Source organism: Fervidobacterium sp. 2310opik-2 (genome assembly GCF_011057735.1).
In the GTDB taxonomy this organism is placed as follows: domain Bacteria; phylum Thermotogota; class Thermotogae; order Thermotogales; family Fervidobacteriaceae; genus Fervidobacterium; species Fervidobacterium nodosum.
In genome coordinates, this window is record NZ_LNGG01000003.1 from 44581 (window position 1) to 57133 (window position 12553).

Sequence of the window (12553 nt, forward strand, 5' to 3'; positions counted from 1 at the left end):
GGTGACTTTTTGCTTAATAATGCCAAAAAGCTTAGCAAATTAATCTTAGTTCTGTCTTTTATTTTAATACTAAGCTCTATAGCGCTTTGTGAAACACCTAAATGGTTTTTGGAAGTGGTTACTAAAAGAAGAGCAAACGTGAAGGAAAAAACAACAGAAGAATTCATTAACGATTTATGGAATACTATTTCAGATATAAGTGAAAAATACAACATTGATCCTGTATTTATAAGCACTGTAATAGCCATAGAAAGTAACTTTACAAATGCTAAAGGTCCCGGTGGGGTACTTGGGATGATGCAGATTTTGCCGTCAACTGCACAAGGTATAGCTAGATTACTTAAACTGGAAGTTCCAAAAGATGGTTGGAATGCTTTGCTCACTGATTATAAATTGAACATAACTTACGGAACAGCATATTTGTCTTACCTTTATAAAAAAACAGGCTCGCTCTCAAAAGCCCTTGAAGAATATAACAATGGTAAAAATAAGCAAAAATATGCTGCCACAATAATGCAACAGTACGAATATTATAAAAGTTTACACGAAAAAGAGCTTAAAGAAAAAGCTCAAATAAACATAAATACATTCATCGAAACTTCGGAAAGTTCATCAACACAACAAGCAACTCAAGAAACACAAGAAACAACTCAAGAAACTCAAACAACAAATTCAACTATAAATGAAAACTCAACCGATACATCAACAACAAAAAGTGAAAATTGAAGGGACTGAAAGCAATGTCAAACACGAAAAAAATTGTAATTTCCTTGGAGAACATATCATTCTCTTACGGTGAAAATTTTGAGTTAAAGGATATTAGCCTATACGTAGAAGAGGGAACGTTCTTCGGTATAATAGGTCCAAACGGCTCGGGTAAAACAACACTTTTATCACTAATAATGAAATTTCTAAAACCCGCTTCGGGAAAAATTATGATAAACGGAAATGATATTAAGCATATGTCACACAAAAAGATAGCACAAAACATTGCGTACATAGCCCAAGATTTCAACCCATCTTACGATTATACAGTTGAAGAAATAGTGGAAATGGGAGGCATAGCTCACTCAAAAAATTTCTTTGATACAGAAGTTGATGAATCGAAACTTATAAATGCTCTTAACACTGTTAATTTAGTAGAGTACAGAAAAAGACCATTTTCAACACTCAGTGGTGGTCAACAAAGACGCGTCCTTATTGCAAGAGCGATTTACCAAAATACACCAATAATAATCGCAGATGAGTTGATAAATCATCTTGACATAGGTCAGTCTGTAAAAGTGATGGATTACTTAAAATCGTTAACAAAAATGGGAAAGACTGTATTAGGAACTTTCCACGATATAACCATCGCTGCGAAATACTGTGACATAATAGCACTTATGAAAGATGGTGAAATAACCAAAGTAGGTACACCAAAAGAAATCATAAATAAAGATATTCTCGAAAAAATATACGATATAAACTTAAAGATTATACACTCTCCAGATGTAGAATACCCAATTATAGTTATTTGACATCTTGCAACCTTATTATTATAAATGTAACTTAATTTACTTACTATTAACGTTGACATTGTGTACTTTTTTGTGTTAGGATAGCTTTGTAAGAGAAAAAAAGTCAAATACCTTTAATTTCGCCCAGTGAGGCGAGAAAGGAGGAAAAAAGATGGAAAAAACTGATATTATTGGTATTTCTAATGAAATTTCTTCGAATTCCTCAGGATATGTTTCCTCTCTATCGCCATCGAAGAGATTTATCCTCTCACTCCAACATTTCGTAGCGATGTTTGGCGCAACGGTTTTAGTTCCTCTCCTGACTGGTTTAGATCCTCTTGTTGCTCTCTTCACAGCAGGTTTAGGAACTTTGGTATTTCATTTTGTGACCGGTGGTACTGTACCAGTCTTCTTGGGTTCGAGCTTTGCTTTCATTGCGCCAATAATCATGGTTAAGGAAAAATACGGTGATATAAGATATTCACTCGGTGGAATTGTGGTTGCCGGAACAGTTTATCTGATATTCTCACTAATTGTCAAATTGGTAGGAACAGATATAATCAAAAAACTTTTCCCACCAGTCGTAACAGGTCCAATGATAATGGTAATTGGTTTAGGTCTTTCACCAGTTGCGGTAAATATGGCATCTTCAAATTGGCCCATCGCATTCGTGGTTATAATTACAGTAATAGCATCTGCAACGGTGTTCAAAGGTTTCTTCTCACTTATCCCTGTCTTAATCGGCGTGGTTGTTGGCTACATCACTTCGGCACTCTCTGGAATAGTGGATTACTTACCTATCATAAATTCAGCCTGGATTTCAATTCCAAATTTCATACTGCCAAAATTCGATTGGGGCGCGATAAGTTTAATCGCACCAGTGGCTTTTGTCACTGTAATGGAGCATATAGGTGATATAACAACAAATGGAGCGGTTGTTGGGAAAAATTTCTTCGAAAAGCCCGGCATACATAGAACTCTCCTTGGCGATGGTTTGGCAACAATGTTGGCAGCACTCATTGGTGGTCCAGCGAATACAACGTACAGTGAAAATACCGGAGTACTTGCAATTACAAAAGTCTACGATCCATCAATTCTAAGAGGCGCTGCTTTCATAGCAATGATAATAGCGTTCTTCTCAAAATTTGGTTCAGTGCTCCAAACGATACCAACAGCTGTAATCGGAGGAGTAAGCTTGATACTATTCGGAATGATTGCATCGATAGGCGTAAGAACTTTGGTTGAAGCAAAAGTGGATTTCTCAAAATCAAGGAATCTTATAATCGCCGCATTGATACTAACGCTTGGAATTGGTGGAGCAAGTGTAAAGATTGGAAGTATTGAATTAAAAGGTATGGCTCTTGCCGCGATAGTTGGTATAATCGCAAATCTTGTTATTCCTGAAAAGTTAGAAAAATAAAGAAAACCGCATAAAGTCGTGGGGGATTTATAGATTTTATGGATACTGAAAAAAGAACTGTTTATCCATTTAAAACTATTGGATTCATCGGTGGAGGACAATTGGGAAGAATGATGGCATTTGAAGCTAAGCGCATTGGATTTAAGGTTATAGCATTAGATCCAAAGCCCAATTGTCCTATATCACACCTCAGTGATGAGCTTATCGTCGCGGATTTGTACGACGAAAAAGCTTTAAGAAATTTAATCGAGAAATCTGACGTTGTAACATACGAAATAGAACATACAAATACAGAATTTCTGAAAAAAATGTATGATGAAGGTTACAATATCCAACCATCACCTTATATACTTGAGGTTATAAACGACAAACTCAAGCAAAAACAGTTTCTCATATCAAATGGCATTCCAACCCCAAGTGTATTGGAATTGGACATCTCAAAATTTAGCGATACAGAGAGCATACTGAAAGCTCTTGAAAATAACGGCATTAAATTTCCTTTTGTTCAAAAATCGAGGCGTGGAGGATACGACGGGAGAGGGGTTTTCCTTGTTAAAGAAAAAGATGATTTAAGTAAAATAATAAAATCTGATTCGTATATTGAAGAATACGTTGAGATAAGTAAAGAAATCTCTGTGCTTTTGGCAAGGAATAAAAATGGAGAAATCAAATTGTACGAAGTTGTTGAGATGATATTTGATGAAAAGGCAAACATATTAGATTTTCTAATAAGCCCAGCAAGAATAGATAAAAACATAGCACAAATGGCAAAAGATATCGCTATAAAGATAGTTTCAACACTTAAAGGAGTAGGGGTATTTGCTATAGAGATGTTCGTAACAAAGGATAATGATATTCTTGTAAATGAAATCGCTCCAAGAGTACACAATTCAGGCCATCACACGATTGAAGCATGTTTCACAAATCAATTTGAGCAACATATAAGGGCTATATGTAATATTCCACTTGGTAGTACCTATCAGCACACTCCGTCGGTTATGATAAATCTCTTAGGTGAAGAAGGATATCAAGGTAAACCGATAGTCGAAAATCTCGAAGAAGTTTTCAAAATAGAAGGTGCGTATTTCCATTTTTATGGTAAAGATTCAACCTTTCCAAAACGCAAGATGGGCCATATCACAGTTTTGGATGAAAATTTGGAAAAAGCGATTGAAAAAGCAAGATACCTGAGAGAAAAGGTTAAAATAGTAGGTGATAAAAAAATTGGTGGAGGATAGGAATATGACTAATAAAGCAAATATGCCAAAACACCCTATTGTTGGAATAATAATGGGCAGTGATTCTGATTTAAAGGTTATGAAATTTGCAGCACAAATTTTAGAAGAGTTTAATGTTCCTTACGAAATAACAATTGTATCTGCCCACAGAACACCTCAAAGGATGTTTGAATACGCGCGAAATGCTGAATCAAGGGGTATAGAGGTTATTATCGCTGGTGCAGGTGGTGCCGCTCATCTTCCAGGTATGGTTGCATCTATTACTTCACTGCCAGTAATAGGTGTACCTGTGAAAGCTTCCTCATTAGATGGCTTAGATTCTTTGCTTTCTATAGTGCAAATGCCAAAAGGTGTACCTGTCGCAACAGTTGCGATAAATAATGCGCAAAACGCAGGTTTGCTTGCTGTTCAAATACTGTCTTTAAAATATCCGGAATTGAAGGAAAAAATTAAAGAGTATAGAATATCTTTACAGCAAGAAGTCATTCAAAAAGCTAAATTGTTGGAAGAATTAGGGTATGAAGGATATGAGAAACACCAAAGTCATGAAATTAATGAAAGTCACGAAGGAGGTAAATAATCGTGAATATCATTTCCGAAGGGAAAACAAAAAAAGTGGAAGACCTTGGCAGTGAAGTTATACTACACTTTAAAGATGATATCACAGCAGGAGATGGAGCTAAACACGATGTGTTAGAAAAGAAAGGTACAATCTGCTCTGAAATTACCTCAAGACTTATGAAATATCTCAACGAAAAAGGTGTTCACACAATGTTTCTCGAATATCTCCCACCTAACAAAATCCGCGCAAAAAAACTTAAGATGATACCACTTGAAGTAATAGTAAGGTTCAAAAAAGCTGGTTCCTTTATCAGAAGATACGGTGGTAACGAAGGTGAAGAGTTACCAGCCCCACTTGTAGAATTCACATACAAAAACGATCAACTCCACGACCCTCTTATGTGCGTAGAACATCTTGAAGTGCTTGGCATTACAAATAGAGAAATTGCTCTGAAAATTATTGAAGAAGCGAAAAAAGCGGGGATACACTTAAAAGAATTTTTCGAAAAACACGGGTTAGAATTATGGGATATGAAATTCGAGTTTGGTATAGATGAAAATGGGCAAGTATGCCTTGGTGATGAGATATCACCAGATACAATGAGACTTAGGAAATCAGGCGAAATTTTTGATAAAGATATCTATAGAAGAGATTTAGGAAATCCATTAGAAAAATACGAGGTGGTGTTGAATTTATGCCAATCTATCAGTTTGTAGTCGATATTCAGTACAAAAGTCACGTAAGGGACCCTCGGGGCGAAACAATTAAACGCGTATTAAACGAAGAATATGAAATTCCAGTGAAAAATCTTAGATTGGGCAAATCAGTCCATCTTGAAGTAGAAGCGGAAACTAAAGAAGAAGCCTTAAAATTAGTCGAACGTGCGTGTGAAAAACTTTTAGTCAATACCGTCACAGAAACCTTTGAGATAAAGGGGTTATGATTCTATGAGCTCTCCAAATATCATCCCCAAAGCACAAGTTATTGTTTATCCAGGTAGTAATTGTGATAGAGATGCCCTTTGGGCACTGCAATACACAGGCTTTGACGCTGAATTCATAGATATCCACGATGATATTGACGCCGATTTGGTTGTGTTACCCGGTGGTTTTTCGTATGGAGACTATCTAAGAGTTGGCGCAGTCGCCGCAAGAGAACCAATAGCTTACAAACTTAAAGAATTCATTAGCCGTGGGGGGCTTGTTATTGGTATATGCAACGGATTTCAGATATTGGTTGAAATGGAAGTTTTACCCGGTGCTCTTCTTCAAAATTCTTGTGGACATTTTATTTGTGATATCGTAGAACTTGAAGTTGTGGATAATTCAACACCGTTCACAAGGTATTTTCAAAAGGGTGAAAAAATCAAATTACCAATTGCACATGGTTTTGGCAGGTATGTGAAAGTTGAAGAACCGAAAGTTGTTTTTAGATATACAAAAGATGTAAACGGCTCAGATGATTTAATCGCTGGAATATCGAATGAATACGGTAATGTTCTTGGTTTGATGCCTCATCCAGAACGCGCAGTTGAAAAATTGCTTGGCTCAGATGACGGTCTTAGGGTATTTTTGAGTGCTTTTAGTTATATTAAAACCACAAAAAACAATGAAACTAGCAAAAGTGTAGGTGTTAAACAATGAAATACCTAAAAATATTAGAATCAAAACTTGGTCGTAAGGCAACCAAAGCCGAAATTGAAGCATTTACAGTAATGTGGAGCGAACATTGTGGATACTCACATACAAAAGGCTACATTAGGAAATTACCGAAAGCCGGTGTTGGTGGTAACGCAGGTATAGTTTCTCTCGACGATTATCATTTCTTGGCATTTAAAGTGGAAAGCCACAACCACCCAAGTGCCATTGAACCGTTCAATGGCGCAGCCACCGGCGTAGGGGGGATTATACGCGACGTTCTTGCAATGGGTGCAAGACCAACAGCCATATTAGATTCACTCCATATGGATAGAATAATCGATGGTATAGTTGAAGGAATCGCTGACTATGGTAATTCCATAGGAGTGCCAACAGTTGGTGGTGAACTTAGAATATCTAATTACTATAAACATAACCCTCTTGTCAATGTTATGGCAGTTGGCGTTGGGAAAAATGAACACCTTATTCAATCTAAAGCATCTTACGTTGGACAAGTAATTGTCATTTTCGGTGGTGCAACTGGAAGAGATGGGATACACGGTGCATCATTTGCCTCGGAGGATTTAACCGGGGAAAAAGCCACAAAACTGTCCATACAAGTTGGAGACCCATTCGCGGAGAAAAATCTCATAGAGGCATTTTTGCAAATGGTTGAAGAAGGTCTCGTTGAAGGCGCCCAAGATTTGGGAGCAGGTGGTGTACTTTCTGCAACAAGCGAGTTAGTTGCCAGAGGAGGATTTGGAGCGGTAGTTCATCTTGATAAAGTCCCACTGCGTGAACCTGATATGTTACCGATAGAGATACTCATAAGCGAAAGCCAAGAAAGGATGGCAGTTGTTACTTCCCCAGAAAAAGCTAAAAGAGTAATCGAAATAGCTAAAAAACATCTTTTGTACGGCGATATAGTTGCCCAAGTAACGGATACAGGAAGGTACATCGCAATGTACAAAGGAGAAGTTGTTTTAGACGTACCGGCAAAATTACTTGAAGAATCACCAGAAGAGCCAATTTACGATTACACACCATCAGCAGACATGCCAAAATTTAAGTGGATAAGATTTGATAACATCGACGCAAATAAAGTATTTGAAAGATACGATTACATGGTTGGTACAGATACACTACTTCCTCCAGGATTTGGTTCTGCTGTAATGCGCGTAAAAAATTCAATAGCATACTCACTTTCAATACACAGTAGAGCAGATATCGGTTTGCAAAGTCCATACTGGGGAGCTTACATAACTCTAATTGAAAGCGTTAGAAAAACACTCTCCGTTGGTGCAAAACCACTTGCAATTACAGACGGTATAAATTATGCAGATCCGGATATCGAACCTAAAGGTCTCGCAGCTCAAATGAAAGGACTAAAAGACGCGTGCGAATTTTCTGGAATACCCGTTGCATCCGGAAATGCTTCACTGTACAATACGTACAAAGGAAAAGGCATCCCACCAACAATGGTTATTGGAATGGTGGGAAAATTGGAAAATCAAATCGTTAACAGACCACAAAAAGGACCGGTTTACTCTGTTGGATTTGCAGACTTTCAACTAGATAGAGAAAAAACTCTATGGAGAGAAATTGAGAATATAGTAAAACAAGGACACTTTGTTCTTAGCATGCATGATTATACAAGAAATAAGACATTGGAAAACTCACTGAACAAACTTGGATTTACAATGAAAATTAAAATTCCAAAACATGAACCCGTCCATCAATTAATAATAGTCTTCGGTGAGCCAAAAACCAACCTGCCAAAAACAAAAATAGGATATATATACTGATATAACAATATTGTCAAACTTTACTTAGAACCACAGCATCCGCTGTGGTTTTTTATTTTTTGTAAATCATTGCAATTTTTTAAAAGATTTGTTGTATAATTTTGTTGATAAGTTTTTAAATAAAATATTAATACTACCAAAACAAGGGAGGGAAAAGGGTATGGCAAAACTAAGAAAACTTATTGCGTTATTTATAATTGCATTGAGCTTTGTATTCATCTTTGCGGAAGGTGAAGAACACGAACATGATGAAAATTGCGGTTGTGAAATTGCAGATTCGCGTGAAATTTCGTTGCAAGCCACTCAGGAATTATTGGAAGTTGACAGCGAAGTTTATCAAAAACTAGCAGAACTTGAAGAAAACATAAACTTAATTTACGAATTGGCTGATTCAAAACTCTCCATAGAAGACTTTGAAAATTATCAAGCTCAATTAGATGAAAGATTTGGTGAACTTGAAACAAGATTATTAAACGCGGAAAACGTTATTGAAACAGCTTTTCCATCAATACAAGGTTTAGTCTACGAACTTGCCCAAAATCTCATGTCTTTAGAAGAAAGGCTTACTTCATATGTTCAAGTGTCCGTTGATGAAATAAAAGAAGTATTTATTCCTGAAGCTCTGGATAATTTAAAAGTTGCTATCGAAGATTTACAAGTTACACTCGACATCCACGATGGTGATATACTCAAGATATACGATGAGCTTGGAAAACTCTCAGATTCAATTTCTGCTCTGAATGAGCAAGTATCTGATGTCAACGCCAACGTCAATAATATGAGCGAAAATCTTGAAACACTCGCGTTGAAAGTTGATTTCCATGACCAAGATATAGTAAACATCTACGATGCTTTAGCATACAAAGCAGATACTTCGACACTTGAAGAACTTGAAGAAAAGATAAATAAATTATTTGAAAGCACCAAAGAAAGTATCGATTATGGTATAGTAAGCAGAATTGAACTTCTTGAGGAATACACAAATATGATATACGAACTTGCAAACTCAAAACCATCATTAGATGAAATTGAAGAAATGATTATCCCAGTAAAAGAAAATCTAAATAAACTTGCAGATGAAACAGCAAAACTTGCAGAAAAAACGAAAGAGCAAGATATAGATATAATAAAACTTTACGATGCAGTATCCAAGCTTGCAGACGAGGTTAAAAGACTCTCAGGAAAGCTTTCCACAATAGAAACAATTGTTAATGAGCTGAGGAATAAATAATTTTTGTTGAAATATGAAAAAATAAAAACGCGATAAAACCAAAAAAATAAAGCAAAACACCCCCGAAATGGTATATAAAGCCAAAAAGGGGGTGTTTCTTATGTTCTTAAAGTCCCATATTTTAAAATTCTGGTCTGGGCGGTGGGACTTGAACCCACGACCACCAGATCCCGATTCTGGCGTTCTAGCCAACTGAACTACGCCCAGAAAAGTGTGATTTTAAAATTGCATATATTATTTTACCACAATCATTTCACTTTTCAAGTTATACAATTTAAAGCTTAATAAATGTATTTTTTGATATAATATTTTTAGACGATTTATTATAGGAGGCGACTACATGGATAAATTCAAAGTCTTAATAGTAGACGACTCAAAAACAATACACTATGAAATCGAAAATACAATAAAAAATATAACTGTTGAAAATATCCCCATTGAAATTTACCATTCTTACAGCTATTCAGATTTCACAAAGATTTACAATCCTGGAAAATACGCACTTGTTCTAACAGATTTGGTTATGGAAGAAGATAATTCTGGAATAAAAGTGATAAATTATATCCGAAATGAATTATCTGATGAGATAACACGCGTAGCATTGATGACAGCCAACCCTGAAAAAGTTCCACAAGACATTTTGATAAAAGACTATCAAATAAATGCTTACATCGAGAAAGAAACAATGAACGAGTTTAGCTTAAAGTTGACAGTTTTATCACTTTTAAGAGTGTACAAAGATATGATTGCGTTTGAAAGAGCTATAAAGTCGATAGACCACGTTATTCAAAATTCAAACAAAATGGATTTGGATGAGCTTTTAATGGAAGCATTTTTCCAAATTCGCTCGTTTTTGAGTTTGAAAATGCCAAATATCGAAATTCATGGGAAAATATATGTCGATAAAAACCAAATATTCCCACCAAAATCTGTAAAATATGTAAATACTACAAATTCATTAAAATACACATTCGAAGAAGAAATTTCAGGAAAGAATGTAAAATTAATTCTTGAAAGTTCGAAACAACTTAGCAATATAGACAAAGATTACGTACGTGCGCTTTTATCAAATTTAAAGCAATCTTACTTTTATTCCACTTTATCAAGTGTTGAAAATGAACTTGTTTATAGATTAGCTAATCTAATAGAAACAAGATCTGAGGAAACAGGAAAGCACGTGGAGAGAGTTTCAGAAATATCGTACATTCTTGCATGCGAGTATGGTTTTGCGGAAAAAGAAGCTCAATTAATTAAGAATGCATCGGGATTGCACGATGTGGGAAAAGTAGGTATTCCTGACCATATTTTAAACAAACCCGCAAAACTAACAGATGAAGAGTTTTCAATAATGAAAGAGCACACGCTTATCGGATTTGAACTATTGAGAAATTCCCATTTAAAAGTCTTTGAGTTAGGTGCCGCAATTTCTTTACAGCATCATGAACGATGGGACGGAAATGGATATCCTTATGGATTAACAAAAGAAGAAATTACTCCAGAAGCTCGTATAGTCCAAGTTGCAGATGTCTTTGAGGCACTAACACACGATAGATGTTACCGCCCAGCTTGGCCTGTTGAAAAGGCGATTGAATATATGCGTGATATGAAAGGTAAGCAATTTGACCCAAATCTAATAGAAATTTTTGATAGAAAATTACCAGATATCTTAGATTTGTTTGAAACATTAAAATAGTAAAAGCATTATTAAAGATTTTTATTTTTTCTAATGAAATCATCGAGCTTTTGTATGGCCTCTTTGAAATCTTGAGGAATTTTAGCTATGAATTTAACTTTTTCGCCTGTTCTCGGATGATAAAACGATAAGCTCAGTGCGTGAAGCATCTGTCTTTTGATACCGAATATTTCATCTTCTTTTGTCCTTCCGTAAACTTCATCTCCCATAAGCGGATGACCTATGTATTTCATATGGACTCTTATTTGATGAGTCCTACCTGTTTTTGGATATGCAAAGACTAATGCGGCGATATCACCAAATTCTCTTACAACTTTGTAATGAGTCAATGCGGGTTTGCCGTATTCTGAATTTGTTACTGTCATTTTTACTCTAAGAACAGGATTTCTCGCTATATTTATTTCTATATCGCCTTCTTTTCTCTTCGGTACACCTTTTACAAGGCAAATGTACAATTTTTCTGTTAACCTATCTTTAAATTGTTTTGTGAGTGACTGATGCGCAAGGTCGTTCTTAGCGATAATCATAACACCACTTGTATCTTTATCGAGCCTGTGGACTATCCCTGGTCTTAGAACTCCGCCTATTCCCTGTAAATCTTTACAGTGGTACAATACACCATTTACAATTGTTCCGGATGTGTGAGATGGGATTGGATGCGTTATTATACCTGGCTGTTTATTTATGACGAGAATATCCCTATCCTCATATATTATATCAAGCGGTATATCCTCAGGTAGGATTTCTGGTATCTCGGGGGCCTCTGGAGCATTCAAGGTAATTATATCCCCAGACTTCACCTTGTAACTCGGCTTCTTTGAAGTCCCATTGACCAATACTTCCCCGTTCTTTATCGCTCTTTGTATGAAGGTCCTCGATATCCATTCTGGTGTTTTCTCCATAACGAATTTGTCCAATCTCCATCCGTTTTCCCTTGATGTAACTTGTATATCCACTAAATTTTTCCCTCCTATTATCTGTGGTGTGTTTACTGTTTTTTTCCTTTATTTCTTGCTTTATAAATATTAAAATTAGTCCTAAGCTTCCGAAAAAAATAAACATATCTGCAACGTTAAAAACGGTTGGCCAGTATTTCATCGTTAGAAAATCTATCACATAGCCAAACCTTATCCTGTCAATCAAATTTCCGAGCGCTCCACCAACGATAAAAGCTAAGTATTTTTCTGTGCTTTGGCTGATTTTTACGTATCTAGGTATTAAAGAAATTGCGACGATTATCGCGAGCGATAGATATATTACTATTTCCTTTACACCTGCAAATAGTCCAAATGCAATGCCACGATTTGTCGCAAATGTTAGATAAAAGAAATTAAATATCGGTATATATTTTACTTGAAGAAATAAACTTGCTAAGTGTTTTGTAATTTGGTCAAGCGTAACAGCAAGGACAACCCAAAACACAAAATCAGTCCCTTCACTTATATTAAAAAGATAAGAAGATAATAAA

At 35.8% G+C, this 12553-nt stretch carries 12 protein-coding genes, 1 tRNA gene and 1 pseudogene; 11 read left to right on the top strand and 3 right to left on the bottom strand.

The window, feature by feature from the left end; translation table 11 throughout:
* Positions 1-9: 9 nt before the first annotated feature.
* The 10 genes from AS161_RS01390 to AS161_RS01435 all read left to right on the top strand — a co-directional run bounded on the left by AS161_RS01390 (position 10) and on the right by AS161_RS01435 (position 9392).
* Complete coding sequence (locus AS161_RS01390; RefSeq protein WP_164541534.1) at positions 10-726, top strand: transglycosylase SLT domain-containing protein; 717 nt, start codon at positions 10-12, stop codon at positions 724-726.
* Between the two features lie 14 nt (positions 727-740).
* A complete protein-coding gene (locus AS161_RS01395) occupies positions 741-1520 on the top strand; it encodes an ABC transporter ATP-binding protein (RefSeq protein ID WP_011994251.1) in 780 nt (259 codons plus the stop codon).
* A 268-nt stretch (positions 1521-1788) separates the two neighbouring features.
* Entirely contained in the window at positions 1789-2919 is a 1131-nt protein-coding gene (locus AS161_RS01400; RefSeq protein WP_346774407.1) for a solute carrier family 23 protein, read from the top strand.
* A gap of 38 nt (positions 2920-2957) precedes the next feature.
* Positions 2958-4157, top strand: coding sequence for a 5-(carboxyamino)imidazole ribonucleotide synthase (locus AS161_RS01405; RefSeq protein WP_164541536.1), 1200 nt, complete (start codon positions 2958-2960; stop codon positions 4155-4157).
* A gap of 22 nt (positions 4158-4179) precedes the next feature.
* A complete protein-coding gene (gene purE / locus AS161_RS01410; RefSeq protein ID WP_164541592.1) occupies positions 4180-4737 on the top strand; it encodes a 5-(carboxyamino)imidazole ribonucleotide mutase in 558 nt (185 codons plus the stop codon).
* 8 nt (positions 4738-4745) lie between these two features.
* A complete protein-coding gene (locus AS161_RS01415) occupies positions 4746-5435 on the top strand; it encodes a phosphoribosylaminoimidazolesuccinocarboxamide synthase (protein WP_164541593.1) in 690 nt (229 codons plus the stop codon).
* The gene (gene purS / locus AS161_RS01420; RefSeq protein ID WP_164541537.1) at positions 5414-5662 is read left to right on the top strand and encodes a phosphoribosylformylglycinamidine synthase subunit PurS; all 249 of its coding nucleotides are present in this window, start codon (positions 5414-5416) and stop codon (positions 5660-5662) included. Before AS161_RS01415 ends, purS begins: the two co-directional genes overlap by 22 nt.
* A 4-nt stretch (positions 5663-5666) precedes the next feature.
* Positions 5667-6362, top strand: a complete 696-nt coding sequence (gene purQ / locus AS161_RS01425) for a phosphoribosylformylglycinamidine synthase subunit PurQ (protein WP_206518743.1) — start codon at positions 5667-5669, stop codon at positions 6360-6362.
* The gene (gene purL, locus AS161_RS01430) at positions 6359-8161 is read left to right on the top strand and encodes a phosphoribosylformylglycinamidine synthase subunit PurL (protein ID WP_164541538.1); all 1803 of its coding nucleotides are present in this window, start codon (positions 6359-6361) and stop codon (positions 8159-8161) included. Before purQ ends, purL begins: the two co-directional genes overlap by 4 nt.
* A 160-nt stretch (positions 8162-8321) precedes the next feature.
* Positions 8322-9392, top strand: a complete 1071-nt coding sequence (locus AS161_RS01435) for a hypothetical protein (RefSeq protein WP_164541539.1) — start codon at positions 8322-8324, stop codon at positions 9390-9392.
* Positions 9393-9522: 130 nt separating this feature from the next.
* On the opposite strand, the gene AS161_RS01440 is transcribed toward AS161_RS01435, so the two are convergent.
* Positions 9523-9599: transfer RNA gene (locus AS161_RS01440), tRNA-Pro, on the bottom strand.
* Positions 9600-9732: 133 nt separating this feature from the next.
* Between AS161_RS01440 and AS161_RS01445 the strand changes: the two genes are divergently transcribed.
* Positions 9733-11085, top strand: a complete 1353-nt coding sequence (locus AS161_RS01445; protein ID WP_164541540.1) for a response regulator — start codon at positions 9733-9735, stop codon at positions 11083-11085.
* Between the two features lie 11 nt (positions 11086-11096).
* Here AS161_RS01445 and AS161_RS01450 read toward each other — a convergent pair whose 3' ends face one another.
* Together AS161_RS01450 and lspA are read right to left on the bottom strand one after the other, a co-directional pair.
* The gene (locus tag AS161_RS01450; RefSeq protein ID WP_241241309.1) at positions 11097-11987 is read right to left on the bottom strand and encodes an RluA family pseudouridine synthase; all 891 of its coding nucleotides are present in this window, start codon (positions 11985-11987) and stop codon (positions 11097-11099) included.
* A 103-nt stretch (positions 11988-12090) separates the two neighbouring features.
* Positions 12091-12507 (bottom strand): annotated as a pseudogene (lspA, locus tag AS161_RS09295) (signal peptidase II); the annotation flags it as partial.
* Between the last annotated feature and the right edge of the window lie 46 nt (positions 12508-12553).